The following is a 19180-nucleotide window of genomic DNA, read 5'->3' as shown; positions in this document are numbered from 1 at the left end:
ATTATTATTTACCAGCACTGTTTTTGTTGTTGGACACAGAGTGTTGAATAGGGCGCCAGAGGTAAATAAGCATTATGGAAACCCCACTTTCCAATTCCGGAAACCCGCCGCTGAAAACGTCGCATCGCGCGCCGCTGACCCTCAGCGGCCTGGATTTCAAACTGCTCAAAGTGTTCAAGGCCGTGGTCGAGGCCGGGGGCTTCAGTGCTGCCCAGAACGAGCTGAATGTGGGGCTGGCGGCCATCAGCAAACAGATCTCTGACCTTGAAATCCGCATCGGCATGCGCCTGTGCACCCGAGGTCGGGAAGGCTTTCACCTGACCGAAGAAGGCAGCCTGGTGTATCAGGCGTCCATCGATTTGTTTGCCTCGGTCGATAACTTTCGTGATCGGCTTAGTTCAGCGCAGAATGAACTTGTCGGCGATCTGGGAGTGGGCGTTATTGACAATACAATCTCCGACGCTCATTCACCGTTAGTTGCCGCGCTTAGAAGAATCAATGAAGAGTCGCCTAAAGTAAGGTTTCAACTTCAGGCGTCGCAACTGGATGAAGTGGAAAGAGGCGTGGTCGAGGGGCGGTTAGTGGCGGGCATCGTCCCGGTTTATCAGAAGCGCGAAGAGTTTGATTATTACGCGCTCTATGAAGAACGCTCGGAGGTTTACTGCGCGGTCGGCCATCCCCTGTTCTCGGTGCCGGACGCCGAAGTCGGCAGCCATGTGCTCAAGGATTACGAGTTCATCAACCACCGTTACGCGATTCATCGCGACAAGCTGAATTTTGCCCACTACGACAGTTTTTCCGCGTCGGCAACCCAAGTGGAAGCGGTGGCGTTGTTGATCAAGACCGGGCGCTTCCTGGGTTTTCTGCCGCAGCATTACGCCGCATCGATGGTGGCTCAGGGGCAATTCCGCGCCGTGCGCCCGGACCTGATCAGCATCGTCACGCCGTTCAATCTGATCCTGCGGCACAACACCGTGCGCAGTCCGCTGGTCAAGGCGTTTGCGCGGGCGTTGGGTGTGGAGCTGAAGGCGCCGCTCTAAGGTTTAGACGCATTGCACAACGGCGTTCGCCGGGTAAACCGTGAGCCAGTTCGTTGTTCAATACCGCTGTTAAACGAGGGCTCAGTTGTGCGGGCCTCAATGTTTCAAAGCCCATGCGTTGATAAAACAGCTCATTCCAAGGCACATCGCGAAACGTGGTCAGGGTCAGACCGTGGAGTTCTCGATCCCGGGCACATTCAATGGTCGCTAACAGCAACTTTCGCCCCACGCCGTGGCCCTGAAAGAGTTGGCTGACGGACAGTTCCTGGATATGCAGTTCGTTGCCGACCTGGGCCGCACAGACAAACCCCATAAGTGCGCCATCGGCTGATTGCGCTACCCAAACATCTTCCTGCTCGATTGCCTGTTGATGGTGTTGGGCATCAGGCACCGGAGCATCGGCGAGCCAGGCCAGTGAAGGATCACGACGAAACAGTTCCGCCGCCGAACGCTCGATGGCGGGGAGGGCGGTGGCGTCGTCAAAGTGGGCACGGCGGACAATAAAATTCATGCGCGGCACTGTAGCAGCTGCCGAGCACCGCGAGGCTGCGTTCGGCGACGAAGTCGTCGTGAGATCAGGCACCGCGGTTTATCAGGCAAACCGCATGCGCAGGTTTTACGACGACTTCGTCGCCGAACGCAGCCTCGCGTTGCTCGGCAGCTGCTACAGGGGTTGTGACAGCGCAATCAAGCGACGACCTGAGCCGCTGGCCACTGTTGATGCGGAATCGGCAACCTGCGCGACTCACCACGGCCCATCGGGAAGTACAGGAAACCATTGCGGGCGAGGCGTTCGGCGTCGTACAGGTTGCGTCCATCGAAGATCACCGGCGCCCTCAACCTCTGCTGAATAAGGCCGAAATCCGGGGCCTTGAACTGCTGCCATTCAGTGCAAATGATCAACGCGTCTGCGCCGGCCAATACCGATTCCGGCGTGCCCATCAGCATCAGTTTCGACTCGTCGGGATACAGATGCTGGGTTTCCTGCATGGCTTCCGGATCGAACGCCCGCACGCTGGCGCCGGCAGCCCACAACGATTCCAGCAGGACCCGGCTTGGCGCATCACGCATGTCATCGGTGTTGGGCTTGAAGGCCAGCCCCCACACGGCGAAGGTCTTGCCGCGCAAGTCGCCCTTGTAGAACGCATTGATGCGCTCGAACAGCTTGTGCTTCTGGCGCTGATTGATCGCTTCCACCGCTTGCAGCAGGTCGCTGGAGCAATGCGCTTCTTCGGCGCTGTGGATCAACGCGCGCATGTCTTTGGGGAAACACGAGCCGCCGTAACCGCAGCCGGGGTAGATGAAGTGGTAGCCGATGCGCGAGTCGGCGCCGATGCCCAGGCGCACAGACTCAATGTCAGCACCCAGATGTTCAGCCAGTTCGGCGATCTGGTTGATGAAGCTGATCTTGGTCGCCAGCATGCAATTGGCCGCGTACTTGGTCAGCTCGGCGCTGCGCAGGTCCATGAACATGATGCGGTCGTGGTTGCGGTTAAACGGCGCGTAGAGGTCGCGCATCACATCGCGCACATCATCGCTTTCGCAGCCGATCACGATGCGGTCCGGGCGTCGGCAATCAGCCACGGCGGAACCTTCCTTCAGAAACTCGGGGTTGGAGACGATATCGAACTGCAGCAAGCGCCCGACCTTGATCAGACACTTGTCGATATGCGCACGCAAGGTGTCGCCCGTGCCCACCGGCACCGTAGATTTTTCTACCAGAATCACCGGTTGCTCACGATGCCGGGCCACCGCTTCACCCACCGACAGCACGTAACGCAGGTCTGCCGAGCCATCGTCCCGGGACGGTGTACCGACCGCGATAAACAGCACCTGACCATGCTGCACCGCAAGTTTTTCATCGGTGGTGAATTGCAGGCGTCTGGCTTCCAGGCTTTCGCGCACCAGGCTGGCCAGCCCCGGTTCGAAAATGCTCACGTGGCCTTGCTGCAGCAACTCGACTTTCTTCTCGTCAATGTCCATGCAGACCACGTCGTGGCCGACTTCAGCCAGGACGGCGGCTTGCACCAGGCCAACGTAACCGCTACCAAATACACTGATTTTCATGAGGCACTCCTGAGTTCGGGCGCGCGAGCTGGACGTGAATTGATGGTGATGACCCCGAGCATGACCAGGGCCACACCGAGGGTTTTTGAAAGGCTGAACGTTTCGTTGAACAGCGGCAGGCTGGCGGCCAGCAGATACACCAGCGCATAGCTGATGCTCAGCAGCGAATAGGCCCGACCCAGCGGCACATCCCGCAGGGCCGCGAGCCAGCAAAACATTGAAAAGGCGTAGGCCAGGATCGCGCCCAGCACCACGGCGACCGCCGTCGGATCGATGCTGGAAGTCAGTAAGTATTCGGGGGACGGCAGGCGCGTCATGCTCCAGCGCATGCCCAACTGCGCCGCGCTTCCAAGCAGCACGCTGCCCATGGCAAAGGTGAGTCCACGACGCGGGCTCATGCCTGTTGCCCCAGCAGAATCACGCCGCCGATCACCAGCGCCACGCCCAGCCAGTGCTGGCGGTCGATGGGCTCGTGGAAAACAAAACGGGCGATCACGGTGATCAGTACGAAATTGAGGCTCAGCATCGGGTAGGCAATGCCGACTTCAAGGCGCTGCAACACCAGTAGCCAGACCAGCAAACCCGCGCCCAGCGCCGCGAGCGCCAGCCACAACCACGGCGAACGCAGTTTCTCGCCCCAGGCCGACGGCTTCGCGCGCCAACTTTCGACGGCGTACTTCTGGGCGATCTGGCCCAGGCAGGTCAGCAGGCACGCGGCCAACAGCAGAAGCAGGCTCATGACGCACCCTGAGGAAAGATCAGAATCACCAGATTGCCTTGTTCATAGCGTTTGCCATCCTTGGGCAGGCGTTCGATTTCTTGCAGCTCGTCGTCACCCTTGACCCGCATCACCACGCCGACCGAGCCGCTCCGGCGGGCGTTGCGCATCCATTGCTGAACCTGATCGGGATCGACGCGCTGCTGCACCGAGTCAGGATAAGCAAGGCCATATTTCAGTTCGCCTATCGTGTTGTACAACGCCACGTCCGGACGTTTCAGGCGCCAGGCCAGGGCCGCTGCGGCGCCGAGATCGTTGGCGAGCAATCGGTCGGTCTGGCCGAGTTCCCGGGCATGCTCGAGGATGAATTGATCGGGCATCTTGTTGGCCACCACCGAATCGGGCAGGCCGGCGGGCAGCAGACCGATCAGCAGCAGGCTGCCGAACGCCGGTGCCGCCCAGCATTGCAGGGGCCTGAAGGCTTGCAGCAGATTGGCCATGATCCAGCCGATCAGGCCGATGAACACCAGCACCAGGTTGTGCAGTTCATGGTCGTAGATCGGTTTTTGCAGTTGCAGATAGACCAGGGTGAACAGGGTGATCAGGCCCAACAGCAAGTTCAGCAAGCCGTTGATGCCCAGGATCCGGCCTTGCTCCAGCTTGAGCCGGTCAGCCAGGCAGTGTCCCAGCAGCAAGGCCAATGGCAGCAGGCAGGGCAAGATGTAGCTCGGCAATTTGCCGTTGCTCAGGCTGAAGAACAGCAGCGGCATCAACAACCACAGCAGAAGAAAACCGATGTTGGCTTCACCACGGGTTTGCCATGCTTGCCGTAGCGCCGACGGCAACAATGCCGCCCACGGCAGACTGAACGCCACCAGCAACGGCAAATAGAACCACCACGGTGCGTCATGCTGGGCGTCGTCACCGGCAAAGCGACGGATGTGTTCGTGCCAAAAGAAAAATCGCCAGTAATCGGGTTCCTGCGAATGAACCGCCAGGGCCCACGGCAGACTCACCGCAAGGGCGACGAGAATCGCCACCGGGCCGTAGATCAGCAACTCGCGCCAGCGCTTTTGCCAGGCCATGAAGGGCAGGGCGATCAGCACCGGCAGCAGCCAGGCCAGGAAACCCTTGGTCATGAACCCCATGCCGCACGCCAGTCCCAGCACCGCCCAACCGATCAGGCGCGGGCCACGACAGACACTGTCCAGCGCAAACCACAATGCGATCAGGCTCAGGTTGACCCAGAAGGTAAATTGCGGATCGAGGTTGGCGTAGCCCGCAGCGCCGGCGATGACGGTGAAACTCATGTACAGCAGCGCACAGGCAAAGCTCTTGCGTGGCTCGTTCCACAGTCGGCGGGCGATCAGGAAGCACAGCATCACGCTCAGGCCGGTGCTCAGGGCCGAGGCAAAACGCACGCCAAACAGGTTCTGGCCAAACAGCGCCTGGCCGGCGGCAATCATCCAGTAACCGGCCGCCGGTTTTTCGAAATAGCGCAGGCTCATGAAGTGCGGCGACACCCAGTCGCCACTTAGTAACATGCCTTGGCTGATTTGGGCGTAGCGGGTTTCGTCGGGAATCCACAAGCCATGGCTGCTCAATGGCAGCAGATACGCCAACAGGACAATCCCCAGCAGCAGCGGCAGTGCCCAGCGTTTACTCATACGCCTTGCACTCCCAGCCAGCCTTCCCGGCCTTCGAGTGTGCCGCGCACGACACGACCTGTTGGCAAGGTGCCGAGGGCTTCGGGCAGCAAATCGCCCAAGGGTTTGAACCCAATGTCACGCAGGCGCGCATCGGCCAGCAGTCGGCGGAAATCGTTGGCCATCAGAATCCCTTCTACTTCGGCATGAACCGTATAGACGTTGAGTTTTTCGGGGCTGAATTGATCGAGAATGAAGCCGTTGAAGTCACTGGCCGCGACGCTCGGTCCCACCACTTCATCGAAGGTCGGCAAGTCCACCGGAATCTGCGGCGTCCCCAACCCACTCCCAGCCAATGTCGGACGGAACAGGCACTGGCCGCGACAATCGCTGTTGTAGCGAAAACCGAAGACTTGCTTGGCTTCGATGACCCGCTCATCCGCACGCCAACCGGCCGATGCCGAGCACTCGATTTTTTGCCCGAGGATGTCGCTGAGGGTGTCCACGCCCTGACGGATCTGTTCAATCAGTTGCACGTCGCTCCAGCGTCCGGCGTTAACTTGCCAGCCATGGTGATCCCAGGCGTGCAGGCCGACTTCATGGCCGGCATCCCGGGCCTGACGCATCAGGTGCCCGAGGTCGCGACCGATCGGTTGGCCCGGCCAGGCCGTGCCGGCCAGCAGAATGTCCCAGCCATACAGGCCGGCCGCATTGGAACGCAGCATTTTCCAGAGGAATTGCGGGCGGATCAGGCGCCACAAATGGCGCCCCATGTTGTCCGGCCCGACACTAAAGAAAAACGTCGCCTTGACCTGCGCTTCATCGAGGATATCCAGCAACTGCGGCACGCCCTCACGGGTGCCTCGGTAAGTGTCGACATCGATCCGAAGGCCTGCCTGCATCAGTGTCTTTCCGATTGTTCGAGCATGGCTTCACGCAGGAAAAAATCCAGCGTGTTGCCGATGGTCTCGCTCATCTCCACGGTCGGCGTCCAGTCCAGCAGGCGCCTGGCGTTGGCGATGCTTGGCTTGCGGTGGGACACGTCCTGATAGCCAGTGCCGTAGAACGCCTTGCTTTCCACGTCGCGGAAACCGGCGAACGGCGGGAAGTTGCCCCGCAGCGGGTGCGCTTCGAACTGACGCAACAGCTCTTCGCCCAACTGCCGGATGCTGGCCTCGTTGTCCGGGTTGCCAATGTTGATGATCTGGCCATTGCAGGCATCGTTTTCGTTGTCGATGATCCGCGCCAGTGCTTCGACGCCGTCGGCGATGTCAGTGAAGCAGCGTTTCTGCTCGCCGCCGTCGAACAGGCGAATCGGCGTGCCTTCCACCAGGTTGAGGATCAATTGGGTGATCGCCCGGGAGCTGCCGATCCGCGCCGAATCCAGACGGTCCAGGCGCGGGCCCATCCAGTTGAAAGGACGGAACAGGGTGAAATTCAGGCCTTTTTGGCCGTAGGCCCAGATCACCCGGTCGAGCAATTGCTTGGAGATCGAATAGATCCAGCGCTGTTTGTTGATCGGGCCGACGACGAGGTTGGAGGTGTCTTCGTCGAAGTTCTGGTCCTGGCACATGCCATACACTTCGGAGGTCGACGGGAAGATCACGCGCTTGTTGAATTTGACGCAGTATCGAACCAGTTTCAGGTTTTCTTCGAAGTCCAGCTCGAACACGCGAAGCGGGTTGCGGGTGTATTCGATCGGGGTGGCAATCGCCACCAGCGGCAGGATCACGTCGCACTTCTTGATGTGGTACTCGATCCACTCGGAGTGAATGCTGATATCGCCTTCGACGAAGTGGAAACGCGGATGACTGCGCAAGCGGTCGATGGCATCGGAACCGATGTCCAGGCCATATACCTCGTATTGGTCGTCACGCAGCAGGCGCTCGGACAGGTGATTGCCGATAAAGCCGTTGACGCCCAGGATCAGCACCCGAGTGCGACGCGGGGCACGACCGGACTCCGCACCACGTAACACCGAACCCTCGACCAACCCCAGTTCGTTGGCCAGTTGCGGACCGCTCAGGTAAAAGCCGTTGTCGTTGCGTTGGCCGGCGGTGATGACCAAAGAGTCTTCGCCACAGGCGATGCGCAGCGGATTGACGCTGATCACCCGACCCGGTGCCTGGCCTTCATTGCCCTTGGCGACGTCGGCGCTCCAGACAATCAGCTTGTGTTCGCCCACGGCGCAGAACGCGCCCGGGTAAGGCTGGGTCACGGCACGCACCAGGTTGAACAGCTCTTCGGCGGGGCGTTTCCACACAAGCTTGCCGTCGGCCGGGGTGCGACGACCGAACACCGTGGCGTTGGATTCGTCCTGCGGGGTTTCGTTGATTTGACCGGCGAGCAACGCCGGCAACGCATCACGCAGCAGGTCGATGGCGGCCACCCGCAATTTGCCGTGCAGGCTCAACGCCGTGTCGCGGCGCTCGATGGCCACCCGTTTCTGGGCGAGGATCGCACCGGCGTCGGCACGTTCGACCATGCGGTGCAACGTCACCCCGGTTTCGGTTTCACCGTTGACCAGCACCCAATTGGCCGGCGCGCGACCGCGGTAGCGGGGCAGCAATGAGCCGTGCAGGTTGAACGCGCCTTTGCCGGCCGTGGCCAGCAGCGGTTCGCTCAGCAGGTGACGGTAGTAAAACGAGAACAGGTAATCGGGGTTGAGCTTGGCGATGCGCTCGATCCACAACGGGTGGTTGACATCTTCCGGGGCGTGGACCGGGATACCCTTGCTCGCGCACAGTTTTGCCACGGAGGCGTAAAAGGCGTTTTCCTTCGGATCATCGGCGTGGGTAAACACCGCGGCGATCTCGAAACCTGAGTCGAGCAGGGTTTCGATGCCGGCACAGCCGATATCGTGATAGGCGAAGACAACAGCTTTTGCGCTCATGAGGGAACCTGATCGGAAGAAGTGGAAGTGAGGCCGTCGACAGTGACAACGGGCGCCGGCGTGGCGGGTTGGCTACGCAGGACCTTCTCGACGAAAAACCGGGGGCGGGCGCGGACGTCGCTGTACATGCGGCCCAGGTATTCGCCCAACAGCCCCATGCCGATGAATTGCCCGCCGGTGAACACGAACAGCACCGCGAACAACACGAAGGTGCCGTCGCCGGCCCATTCGGCGCCGAACACCAGCCGCAAGACGATCAGCGCGGTGGCGAACGCCACACCCAGGCCGGCCATGGCAAAACCGACGATGCTTAGCAGGCGCAACGGCGTGGTGGTCATGCAGGTGATCAAGTCGAACATCAGGTTGACCAGGCGCATGGGGCTGTACCTGGATTCGCCGTGTTCGCGCTCGGCGTGCATCACCAGGATTTCCGTGGTGTGCCGGGCGAAGCTGTTGGCCAGGATCGGGATGAAGGTGCTGCGTTCGCGGCAGGCGAGCATCGCGTCGACGATGCTGCGGCGGTAGGCGCGCAGCATGCAGCCGTAATCACTCATGGCCACGCCGGTGGAGCGTTGCACGGCGAGGTTGATCAGCTTCGAAGGCCAACGCCGCAGCGCTGAGTCCTGCCGGTTGCCGCGCACCGTGGCGACCACGTCATAGCCAAGTTCGGCCTGCGCCACCAGGCGAGGGATCTCTTCCGGCGGGTTTTGCAGGTCGGCGTCGAGGGTGATCACCACATCGCCCTTGCACTGCTCGAACCCGGCCATGATTGCCGCGTGCTGGCCGTAGTTGCGGTTGAGAATGACCGCCACCACCGGGCTGCACTCGCGATTGGCCGCGTCCTCGAGTATTTGCGCGCAGTTGTCACGACTGCCGTCGTCGACCATTACGATTTCGTAGTCATGGTGCAGCTGCCGGCACGCCGCTTCGGTGCGCCGCAGTAATTCGGGCAGGCTGTCTTGCTCGTTGTAGACCGGGATGACGATCGACACGCATCGGATCGGATAGGGTTTCACAGGCTTGCGTCCAGGGTGTGTTCAATGGCGTCGACCACACGATTGACGTCATCGGTGGTCATGTCGGGGAACAACGGAATCGAGCACAGACGCGCCGAGTTCCATTCGGTGTTGGGCAAGTGAAGGTTGGGAAAACGTTGGCGGTAATACGTGTGCAAGTGCGTAGCGATGAAATGAATGCCGGTGCCGATGTTCTGTTTCAGCAAGGCCTTCATGAACGCGTCGCGGTCCAGTCCACAGCGCTCGGCGTCGATGCGCAAGATGAACAGGTGCCAGGCGTGTCGCTGCGGGTACGTCGGAATGGCCAGCGGTTGCACCGGTGATCCTTCAAGGCGTTGCAGGTAGGTGCGCGCCAGCTCGGTGCGCTTGGCGTTGATCGCGTCCAGGCGCTCCAGCTGCACCGAAGCGATGGCGGCATTGATGTCGGCCAGGTTGTATTTGAAACCCGGTTCCATCACTTGCGCCTGAGGTTTACGGCCGTGGGTCAGGCGGTCGTAGGCATCAACGCCCAGGCCATGAAACTTGAGCATGCGCACCCGGTTGGCGAGCGCGGTGTCGTCGCTGACGAACATCGCGCCCTCGGCGCAGGTCATGTTTTTGATCGCGTGGAACGAGAAGATCGCCGTGCCTTTGGCGCCGACATGCCGACCTTTATAGAAAGTGCCGGCCGCATGGGCGGCGTCTTCGATCACGGCGATGCCATGCCTGTCAGCCAAGGTGTAGAGCGGATCGAGGTCGAAGGCGGCACCGGCGTAATGCACCGGAATGATGGCCCGGGTACGCGGCGTGATCGCCGCTTCGATGCTGGCCAGGTCGCTCATCAGCGTGTCGCGGTCGACATCGACGAAGACCGGTTTGGCACCCAGCAGGCAAATCATGTTGGCGGTGGACACCCACGTCTGGGACGGCGTAATGACTTCATCACCCGCACCGATTCCCAATGCCAGTAATGCGATGTGCATACCACCGGTGGCAGACGAAAGTGCAACGGCATGACGGCAACCGACAGCGTGCGCAAATTGCTCTTCCAGTTGCTGGTTTTTCGGCCCGGTAGTGATCCAGCCGGAGCGCAGTACTTGCTCTACGGCGGCGACTTCTTCATCGCCGATGGTGGGGCGGGAGAAGGGGAGAAACACTTCGTTCATAACAATCTCCGGGCGAACGACGCCCTTCAGCGAAATCGCCGAAACAAGCGTGTTTTCAAGGGTTTGGCTGCCGGAGCAGGAAGCCATCAATTGACTTTCCGGGCCGCGACCGGCAGCGTGGCGACCCACAAGGGCTCGTCGGGTTGATTGAAGGTTATGCCCGATTTTGTGAAAGGAACATGAAAAAGCGGTCTTCGAATCGTTTATCTGAAAGTCATACAGCCACTGTTCAGACTTCTGCCGTTTATCGCGATTTTCAGAAGAAAAGTCCTGCCGAAGTGTTCCCCTTTATATGAATGATGTTTCAATCCTTAGTTGTTTTTACTGAAGTGTTTCCACTCAAGGCCGTTTCGTTTGATTGACTTGACTAATACCGATCCTGTTGCTTCAAAGACCAACCCGATGACCGTGTACCTGGCCCGACTGGCGCCCTCCAGTCAGCTGACCATGCGTTACGTTTTGCAGGATGCGGCCGACCGTCTGGGGTTCGAAGACATGAACGTCGAGGACATTCCCTGGCACCAACTCCAGCCCGACAACGTGATTGCGCTGGTCGCGGCGTTGCGCGAAGACGGCTACGCGCCGAACACCTCTTCGCTGTACGTCAACGCCGTGCGCGGGGTGATGAACGAAGCGTGGCGCATGAGCCTGATCAGCCAGGAACATCTGCTGAAAATGCGTACGGTGAAGGGGATTGCCGGCACGCGGTTGTCCCAGGGCCGCAACCTGCGGCGCTCGCTGATTCAGGAAATGATGGCGGTGTGTGCCGCTGACCCGCGTCCACAAGGGTTGAGAGACGCGGCGATCATCGGGATTTTGTACGGTTCGGGGATGCGCAAATCCGAGTCGGTGAACCTGGACCTGTCACAGGTGGATTTCAGCGAGCGCAGCTTGCGGGTCACCGCCAAGGGCAACAAGCAGTTGATCAAGTACGCGCCGGCCTGGGCCTTTGAAAAACTGCAGGCCTGGCTGGAACTGCGCCGTTCGCACCTCAAGGAAGGCGAGGTGGATGACCCGTTCCTGTTCAACCGCATCCGTCGTGGCAGCCACATCACCCGCGAGCGCATCACCAAACATGCGATCTATTACATCGCCCGCCAGCGAGGCGCGCAGGTCGGGGTGAAAATCATGCCCCACGATTTTCGGCGTTCGTTCATTACCCGGGTGATCGAAGAACACGACCTGTCGATCGCACAGAAACTGGCTCATCACAGCAACATCCAGACGACCGCCAACTACGACGTGCGCGATGACAACGAGCGACGTCGCGCGGTGGATCGTTTCGATCTCTGATGTTCACGGTTCGCTCAGCACATGGGCATGACCAATGGTCGAGACGTGAACCGCGCTGCCGGCGGGTGGCGCGTACATGCCCGAGCTGCGCACCATCAATGATCGACCATGCGGGTCGCCGGCAACGGTAGGCTGCAACTCCACCGTCAAGGTGCAGGTATTGCCGCTGAAATCCCGCTCGGTCACCACGGCGCGGCACCCGGCGACTTCGGTCGGGCTAGGCTGGATGCTGACCAGTTGCAGCTGTTCGGGGCGCAGCATGATTTGCGCCGATTTGTTGTTGCGGTGGTTATTGACCGGAATTCGGCCCAGATCGCAATGGGCCCAACCGGCCTCGATCCTGGCGGGCATGACCACGGCGTCGCCGAGAAACAACGCGGTTTGTTCGTCGTCCGGATAGCGGTACAAGTCCAGCGGATGGCCCGACTGCACCAGACGACCGTCGCGCATCACCGCCAGTTGATCGGCGAACGACAGCGCTTCGCTCTGGTCATGGGTCACCAGAATGGTGGTGACGCCAGCGTCGCTCAGCAGCCGCGCGACCATTTTGCGCATGGCGCCTCGAAGGCCGGTGTCGAGTGCCGAGAACGGCTCGTCCAGCAACATCAAGCGCGGCTGCTGCGCCAGGGCCCGGGCCAGCGCCACACGCTGTTGCTGGCCGCCGGAGAGCTCATGGGGCCAACGCTTTCCCATGCTCGAATCGAGAGCCACGCTGTCCATCAGTTCGGCGACTCGCTGGTGTTTGGCGTCCCCCTTGGTTGCCAGCCCGAAACCGATATTGGCGGCCACGGTCATGTGCGGGAACAGGGCGCCGTCCTGGGGGACATAGCCAATCAAGCGCTGATGCGCCGGGACTTCATGGGTGTCGTCGACCAGCGTCTGGCCATTGAGCGACAGCTTGCCGGTGTCCGGGAACTCGAAACCGGCGATCATCCGCAGCAATGTGGTTTTGCCGGAACCGGATGGGCCGACGATCACCGTTCGGCTGCCGCTGGGCACCGACAGGCTGATGTTCTCCAGGGCTTTATGAGGGCCGTAGGATTTGTGGATCGAATCGAGTTCAAGAGCGTTCATCGGCCAGCCGTTCGTTTGGATTGGTGATAAAGAAGTCCGGTTAACGGAAGCGACAGCACAATCATCAGCAAGGCGTAGGGCGCGGCAGCGGCATAGTCGATTTCGCTGGTCAGCGCCCAGAAACCGGTGGCCAGGGTGCGCGTGCCGTTGGGGGCGAGCAGCAGGGTCGCGGTCAGCTCATTGGTGATCGCCAGAAACACCAGCGCGGCGCCGGCGGCGGCACCGGGCGCGGCGAGGCGCAGGGTGATCAGCCACAAGGCCCGTGCAGGCGAACGACCGAGGCTGCGCGCCATGTTTTCCAGTTCAATCGGCGCCTGCGCAATGCCGGCACGCAAACTCACCAGGGCGCGGGGCAAAAACATCAGCAGGTACGCCAGGAGCACCATGACCGTGGTCTGGTAAATCGGTCGGGCGAAATGAATGGTGATGGTGACCAGGGCCAGGGCCACGACGATTCCAGGCAATGAACTGGTGATGTAGTTGCAGCCTTCCAGCAATCGTTGCAACCGGCCTGGTGAGCGGATCGACAGCCAGGCAATCGGGATGGCGGCGCAGGTAGTGAGGACTGCGCCGCAGATCCCCAGCAGCAGGGTCTGTTCCAGCGCCGGCATCAGCTCCGCCAGGTCCCAGACGTGCGTACCGCCGGCGATCAGCCATTTGCCGAGGGTGATCAGCGGCACACCGAGTGCCAGGGCGCAGGTGGAGATTTGCAGGATCAATCCAGACACGGTGGCTTGCGCGCCCAGACGCACAACCCGCTGCTCACGGGCGCTGCCGGAGCCGACCCGGGCGTAACGCGCCGTGCCGCGAGCGGCCGATTCGACGGTCAACATTATCAGGCAACACAGGGCGAGCACGCTGGCCAGCATGTGGGCGGCGGGGCCATTGAAGGTGGATTTGAACTGATCGAAGATCGCCGTGGTGAAGGTATCGAAACGGATCATCGCGTACAGGCCATATTCGGCCAGCAGGTGCAGACCCACCAGCAAGGCCCCGCCGCAGATGGCCAGGCGCAGTTGCGGCAACACCACGCGAAAAAAGATCGCCCAGGGCTTTAGCCCCAGGGACTCGGCCACGTCTTCGATGGCCGGATCGAGCCGGCGCAGGGTCGCGGCGATCGGCAGGTACAGGAACGGGAAGTAAGCAATCACCGAGACCAGCACCCCGGCAAACAGGCCATGAATCGGTGGAAACAAACTGACCCACGCATAGCTGTGAACGAACGCCGGCACTGCCAGCGGCGCGGTGGCCAGCAACGACCAGCCCCGTCGGCCCGGCAGGTTGGTGCGTTCAGTCAACCAGGCCAGGGCCAGGCCAAGCGCAATGCACAGCGGAATGGTGATGACCACCAGCAACACGGTGTTGACCAGCAACTCGCCGACCCGTGGCCGGAATACCAGCGGCACCAGCGCTGCCCAGCCGGTCTGAATCGACACGCCGATGACGAAGGCAATCGGCATCAGCGCCAGCAGCGACACCAGCACCGACAAACCGATCACCCATGCGCCGCCGCGACCGGCGAAGACGCCACGGGCGCGGCGTCGCAGGTTGTCGGGTAACGCCGTGGGGATACCCGTTGGCAGGGTTTCAGGCATCACTTAAAGCAGTCCCGCCTGAGTCATCAGCTCCACGGCTTTTTTGCTGTCGAGTTTTGAGGCATCGACCGCAGGGGCGTCGAGCTGCTGCAAAGGCACCAGTTTTGGATTGGATTGGGTGTTTTTGCCCACGGCGTATTCAAACGATTTGCCGGTCTTGAGAATCTCCTGACCGTCCTTGCCGGTGATCCATTTCAGCAATGCCTGGGCTTGATCCTTGTGTTTGCTGGATGCCAGAACGCCGCCACCGGATATGCTGACAAACGCCCCCGGATCCTTGTGCTTGAAGTAGTGCAGGGCGGTGTTCTTGCTGTTCTCGCCGGTCTTGGCCTGGTCGCCGAAGCTGTAATAGTGATAGATCACGCCGCTGTCGATCTGTCCGGCATTCACCGCTTTGAGCACCGAACTGTTACCGCGATAGGCGGTGAAATTGGTTTTCATCCCTTTGAGCCACTCCAGCGTGGCCGCTTCACCCTTGAGTTCCAGCACCGCCGCGACAATCGCCTGGAAGTCTGCACCGGCCGGCGAAGCGCCCCAGCGACCTTTCCAGGCGGGGGTTGCGAGGTCCATCAGCGATTTTGGCAAGTCCGCTTCAGGCAGTTTGCTGGGGTTATAGACAAACACCGTGGAGCGCGCGGCGATCCCGACCCATTTGCCGTGCGCCGGACGATAAGCCGCATCGACTTGCTCCAGCGTCGTTGGCGCAACCGGTGCGAACAGACCCGCGTTGTCGACAAGCACCATCGCCGGGGAGTTTTCGGTCAGGAACACGTCGGCCGGGGAGGCAGCGCCTTCCTGCACGATCTGATTGCCCATCTCGGTATCGTCGCCGTTGCGCACGGTGACCTTGATGCCGGTCTCCTTGGTGAAGCCCTCGACCCAAGCTTTGGTCAGACTTTCGTGTTGCGCGTTGTAGACCACGATGCCGTCGTCCGCGGCAAGCACCTGTCCGGCGCTGAGCAGGGCGGTGGCCAGCAAGGCGGTTTTGAGGAATGAAGGGATAGGGGGGATCATTCTGTCGGCAGCTCCTGTTCTTGTTGGAAGTCATGCACGTCGTTTCGCTGGCAAATCGATGCGAACCGTTTGCAGGGTGTGAGTCGCAGGGAATGTAGAGCGCAAAATGAGCAATCAACGTCAAAAAAACCGTTAATACATGTCATTTTCATTCAGATTAGCAGCACCTCGGCCCCTTGCCCGATGGATCTGAATCAAACAATGTCATCACTGGCTGGATGGGCAGCCTTTCGACGCTCCACCGGCAGCCTGACTGATCGCGGCGGCCAGACGCTTGACGTTGTTCTGATGCGCCACCACCAATTCATCAATGCTGGGGCCCGAAGGGGTCTGCAAGGTGCTGCGGCAGCTCAGCAGCGTGGCATCGCTTTCGCTGAGGTTGCGCAGGCGCCATTTTACGTCGATCAATGCGTATTGCCCTGGAACCGAATCGAAGCGCTGCACATCCAGGCGCACCGACAGTCTGCGCTGAGGAGTGGTGTTGAGCAGTTGATCGACCATGGCGCTGCGCAATTCGTCCACCAGGCTGGCGGCCCACCATTCGGTTTCGAGTATCGCCAGGCCGCTGTTGCCCTGGCGAATGACGATCTGCGGACGATCGACCTGAGGCGGAACGCTGATGCCTTCAATCTGAATCTCCGCCGCACCGGCCCTGGACTGATTCCCCAATTGCGTCGGCATCAGGGTGTGGAACTGGATCGGATCACTGCGGCAAGCGGTGAGCAATAACAGCGCGGTGACCAAGGTGATCTTCAGCGATAAAACCATGGTGTTGCTCCTGTGGTCAGTTGCGCGGTGGCGCCTGCAGATCCATCGGTGCGGCGTTGTTGGGTCGGCCGCGAATCAGCGATTCCGGATGCCGCCCGAGGTAATCCGAGAGCTCACGCAAGGAGCGCGACATGCGCCCGAGTTCATCCAGGGTCTGGGTCAACTGTTCCCGCTGCGGTGAGTCTTCGGCCAGGGTCGAACTGGCCGATTGCAGCGTCTTGCTGACGTCGGCCAGGGTGGTTTGCACGCCCGGCAAGGTCTTGGCGTTGAACTGGGTGAGGCCTTTGCGCAGCTCGACGAGGTTGCTGTCCAGATTGCCGGCAATCCGCCCGATCGGCAGCTGATTGATCTTGTCGACCATCCCTTCGAGTTTTTCCTGCAACTGTTCGAGGCTGCCGGGAACCGTGGGAATACTGACCGGACGGGCGCTCGGATCGAACGCGACTTTCTCGGCCTTGGGGTAGAAATCCAGCGAGATGTACAGCTGACCGGTCAGCAGATTGCCGCTGCGGGCCTGGGCGCGCAGACCGTTCTCGATGAAGGAGCCCATCAACCGCACACCCGCGGCTTCATCATCGGGATTATGATTCAGCGCCTGGAGCATTTTGGTGTGGGCCATGCCCAGGCGCTGCGGGTAGATCACGATGCCGACGTTGACCGGAAAGGTGCGCTTTTTCGCATCGAAATCCAGATTGATCGACACCACCTTGCCGAACTCCACGCCGAGGAATTCCACCGGGGCATCGACCTTGAGGCCGCGCAGGGCCTGGTCGAAACGCAGGCTCAGGTATTGGCCCTTGCCGCTGGGCGGGGCGAGGGCGGTTTGCTGGTCGGGGAACAGCTCGTACGCGTATTCTTCAGCCGCCGGTTTATCGTTGGGGCTGTATTCCGGCGCACGAAACGCGATGCCACCCACCAGCAGCGAGGACAACGACTCGGTCTTCACCGCAAAGCCATTGGCGCCGACGCTGACATCAATGCCGCTGGCGTTCCAGAACCGGGTGTTTTCGGTGACATAGGCGTCATTGGGCGAGTGAATGAACAGGTCGATGTTCACGCCTTTGCCGTCAGGGTCCAGGGCGTAGGCCACCACCTGGCCGACCGGGATTTTTCGGTAGTAAACCGGCGAGCCGATGTCCAGCGACCCGAGGTCCTGGGTGTGCAAGGTGAAGCGTTTGCCCGGTTCGCCATAGGTAATCGGTGGCGGGTTCTCCAGGCCTTTGAAGGTCTTCGCGCGGTTGTTGGCCTGGCCGATGTCGGCGCCGATGTAGTCACCGGAAAGCAAGGTGTCGATGCCCGACACGCCGCCGGCACCGATACGCGGTCGCACCACCCAGAACTGCGAGTCTTCGCGGGTGAAGCTTTCAGCCTGTTTGGCCAGTTTGATCGTGGCGTTGACACTCTTCTGGTCGTCGCTCAGTTCCACGTCCGACACTTGTCCGATCACCACATTGCGGTATTTGACCTCGGTTTTGTTGGCGGTGAGGCCGTTGCCGGTCTTGAACGTGACAGTGATGGTCGGGCCTTCCTGCAGCATGCTGTGGACGACGAGGGAAAGGCCCACCAGTACCGCAACGATCGGCACGATCCAGACCAGTGAAATGCTGAATCGACGGGTCTTGATGGGGGCCTGGCCAGGGGCTTGCGGCCCGTCAGTGGCTTGCGACTTCATCCATGTCCTCCTCGGTTTGTGAGTGCTGATCCCGCTGCTGATCCCAGATCATCCGCGGATCGAAACTCATCGCTGACAGCATGGTGAACACCACCACCAGACCAAAAAACAGAATGCCCAGGCGAGGTTCGATATCGGCCAGGGCTTGAAACTTCACCAGTGAAGCCACCAGGGCCACCACGATCACGTCGAGCATGGACCAGTAACCGATGACCTCGACGAAACGGTAAAGCGTCGACCGTTCCTTGCGCGCCCACAGGCTGTCGCGGTGCACCGTGACCAGGAGCAGTATCAGGGCGACGAACTTGACGCCCGGCACCGCGATGCTGGCGATAAAAATGATCAGGGCAATGTCCCAGGCGCCGTGCTGCCAGAAATCGATCACGCCGGCCATGATGGTGCTGTCGGCGCCGTTGCCGACCATCTTGGTGTTCATCACCGGCAACAGATTGGCCGGGATGTAAAACACCAACGAGGCCAGCAGATAGGCCCAGGTGCGGGCCAGTGAGTTGGTTTTGCGCCGGTGCAGCGGCGCGCCGCAGCGCTCGCATTCGTGGGGTTCCTGGGTCATGTCGCAGGCGAGCCCACAGCTGTGACAGAGGCACAGGTTGAGCTCGCTGGCGACCGGAGGCGTTGTCATAGAATGTCCCACAGCTCACGGACATCGCGCCCGGCGATGCGGATCATCATCAGGCTCAGCACGGCCAGCGCGAACAGACCGATACCGGGCAGCACGTCAAGCAGCCCGGCGAGCTTGATGACCGCGACCATCGCCCCCAACAGGCACACTTCGAGCATGCTCCAGGGCCGCAGGGTTTCCAGCCAGCGCATGCAGAATTTGAAACCGGGCGAGCGCCGGGAGGCGAGGGCGTAGCTCAGTACCCAGATCAGCAGCAACAGCTGGAAGATCGGCGCGATGATCATCGCGATCGCGGCCACCATGGCGATGAAGGTGATCGGACCCAGGCTCAAGGCCAATACCGAATCCCAGAGGGTTGCGCTGTTTTTCAGGCCTTTGAGGCTGATGCTCATGACCGGATAGAAATTGGCGAAAACCCACAGCATCAACGCGGTCCAGGTCAACGCCAGGCGTTGTTCCACCGTCAGGCCGTTATAGCGCTGGAGCACGCCGCCGCAGCGTGTGCACAGGGTTTTTTGATGTTTGGCGAGCGTGACTTTTTCATACACGCAGTCGCAGTGCTCGCAGATGATCAGTTGGTCAGTCGTAGCCATAGGCCG

18 protein-coding genes are annotated in these 19180 nt (G+C 60.8%); 2 read left to right on the top strand and 16 right to left on the bottom strand.

Features of this window, described 5'->3' with window-relative positions; all coding sequences use genetic code 11:
• The first annotated feature begins 74 nt into the window (after positions 1-74).
• Positions 75-1040 carry a LysR family transcriptional regulator gene (locus tag ACA072_RS14770; RefSeq protein WP_497618506.1) on the top strand — a complete coding sequence of 322 codons (966 nt, stop codon included), beginning with the start codon at positions 75-77 and terminating at the stop codon, positions 1038-1040.
• Here ACA072_RS14770 and ACA072_RS14765 read toward each other — a convergent pair.
• The 9 genes from ACA072_RS14765 to arnB form a co-directional block, all read right to left on the bottom strand.
• The gene (locus tag ACA072_RS14765; RefSeq protein ID WP_497618505.1) at positions 991-1551 is read right to left on the bottom strand and encodes a GNAT family N-acetyltransferase; all 561 of its coding nucleotides are present in this window, start codon (positions 1549-1551) and stop codon (positions 991-993) included. The two genes, ACA072_RS14770 and ACA072_RS14765, sit on opposite strands and share 50 nt — an antisense overlap.
• Before the next feature lie 176 nt (positions 1552-1727).
• Entirely contained in the window at positions 1728-3107 is a 1380-nt protein-coding gene (locus tag ACA072_RS14760) for a UDP-glucose dehydrogenase family protein (RefSeq protein WP_497618503.1), read from the bottom strand.
• Positions 3104-3505 carry a 4-amino-4-deoxy-L-arabinose-phosphoundecaprenol flippase subunit ArnF gene (gene arnF, locus ACA072_RS14755; protein ID WP_497618501.1) on the bottom strand — a complete coding sequence of 134 codons (402 nt, stop codon included), beginning with the start codon at positions 3503-3505 and terminating at the stop codon, positions 3104-3106. The genes ACA072_RS14760 and arnF overlap by 4 nt, the downstream gene beginning before the upstream one ends.
• A complete protein-coding gene (gene arnE, locus ACA072_RS14750; RefSeq protein ID WP_497618500.1) occupies positions 3502-3846 on the bottom strand; it encodes a 4-amino-4-deoxy-L-arabinose-phosphoundecaprenol flippase subunit ArnE in 345 nt (114 codons plus the stop codon). Before arnE ends, arnF begins: the two co-directional genes overlap by 4 nt.
• Positions 3843-5492 carry a lipid IV(A) 4-amino-4-deoxy-L-arabinosyltransferase gene (arnT, locus tag ACA072_RS14745; protein WP_497618499.1) on the bottom strand — a complete coding sequence of 550 codons (1650 nt, stop codon included), beginning with the start codon at positions 5490-5492 and terminating at the stop codon, positions 3843-3845. Before arnT ends, arnE begins: the two co-directional genes overlap by 4 nt.
• The gene (arnD, locus tag ACA072_RS14740) at positions 5489-6373 is read right to left on the bottom strand and encodes a 4-deoxy-4-formamido-L-arabinose-phosphoundecaprenol deformylase (protein WP_497618498.1); all 885 of its coding nucleotides are present in this window, start codon (positions 6371-6373) and stop codon (positions 5489-5491) included. Before arnD ends, arnT begins: the two co-directional genes overlap by 4 nt.
• Positions 6373-8364: a bifunctional UDP-4-amino-4-deoxy-L-arabinose formyltransferase/UDP-glucuronic acid oxidase ArnA gene (arnA, locus tag ACA072_RS14735; protein ID WP_497618497.1), complete on the bottom strand. Its 1992-nt coding sequence runs from the start codon at positions 8362-8364 to the stop codon at positions 6373-6375. Before arnA ends, arnD begins: the two co-directional genes overlap by 1 nt.
• Positions 8361-9380 carry an undecaprenyl-phosphate 4-deoxy-4-formamido-L-arabinose transferase gene (gene arnC, locus ACA072_RS14730; protein WP_497618496.1) on the bottom strand — a complete coding sequence of 340 codons (1020 nt, stop codon included), beginning with the start codon at positions 9378-9380 and terminating at the stop codon, positions 8361-8363. Before arnC ends, arnA begins: the two co-directional genes overlap by 4 nt.
• A complete protein-coding gene (arnB, locus tag ACA072_RS14725) occupies positions 9377-10525 on the bottom strand; it encodes a UDP-4-amino-4-deoxy-L-arabinose aminotransferase (protein ID WP_497618494.1) in 1149 nt (382 codons plus the stop codon). The genes arnC and arnB overlap by 4 nt, the downstream gene beginning before the upstream one ends.
• A 402-nt stretch (positions 10526-10927) precedes the next feature.
• Here arnB and ACA072_RS14720 point away from each other — a divergent pair, with 402 nt between their 5' ends.
• Positions 10928-11818 (top strand): site-specific integrase, encoded by an 891-nt coding sequence (locus ACA072_RS14720; RefSeq protein WP_497624992.1) that lies wholly within the window; start codon positions 10928-10930, stop codon positions 11816-11818.
• Positions 11819-11821: 3 nt separating this feature from the next.
• Here ACA072_RS14720 and ACA072_RS14715 read toward each other — a convergent pair whose 3' ends face one another.
• The 7 genes from ACA072_RS14715 to ACA072_RS14685 form a co-directional block, all read right to left on the bottom strand.
• Positions 11822-12892, bottom strand: a complete 1071-nt coding sequence (locus tag ACA072_RS14715) for an ABC transporter ATP-binding protein (RefSeq protein WP_497618492.1) — start codon at positions 12890-12892, stop codon at positions 11822-11824.
• A complete protein-coding gene (locus ACA072_RS14710) occupies positions 12889-14487 on the bottom strand; it encodes an ABC transporter permease (protein ID WP_497618490.1) in 1599 nt (532 codons plus the stop codon). Before ACA072_RS14710 ends, ACA072_RS14715 begins: the two co-directional genes overlap by 4 nt.
• Positions 14488-14490: 3 nt before the next feature.
• Entirely contained in the window at positions 14491-15501 is a 1011-nt protein-coding gene (locus tag ACA072_RS14705) for an iron ABC transporter substrate-binding protein (protein ID WP_497618489.1), read from the bottom strand.
• Positions 15502-15708: 207 nt separating this feature from the next.
• Positions 15709-16269, bottom strand: coding sequence for a PqiC family protein (locus tag ACA072_RS14700; RefSeq protein WP_497618488.1), 561 nt, complete (start codon positions 16267-16269; stop codon positions 15709-15711).
• A gap of 16 nt (positions 16270-16285) precedes the next feature.
• Positions 16286-17941 (bottom strand): PqiB family protein, encoded by a 1656-nt coding sequence (locus ACA072_RS14695; protein WP_497618487.1) that lies wholly within the window; start codon positions 17939-17941, stop codon positions 16286-16288.
• A complete protein-coding gene (locus ACA072_RS14690) occupies positions 17922-18581 on the bottom strand; it encodes a paraquat-inducible protein A (RefSeq protein WP_497618486.1) in 660 nt (219 codons plus the stop codon). The genes ACA072_RS14695 and ACA072_RS14690 overlap by 20 nt, the downstream gene beginning before the upstream one ends.
• Positions 18578-19174 carry a paraquat-inducible protein A gene (locus ACA072_RS14685; protein ID WP_497618484.1) on the bottom strand — a complete coding sequence of 199 codons (597 nt, stop codon included), beginning with the start codon at positions 19172-19174 and terminating at the stop codon, positions 18578-18580. Before ACA072_RS14685 ends, ACA072_RS14690 begins: the two co-directional genes overlap by 4 nt.
• Between the last annotated feature and the right edge of the window lie 6 nt (positions 19175-19180).

Source organism: Pseudomonas sp. LBUM1656 (genome assembly GCF_059716065.1).
This window is presented reverse-complemented; position numbering and strand designations above follow the sequence as displayed.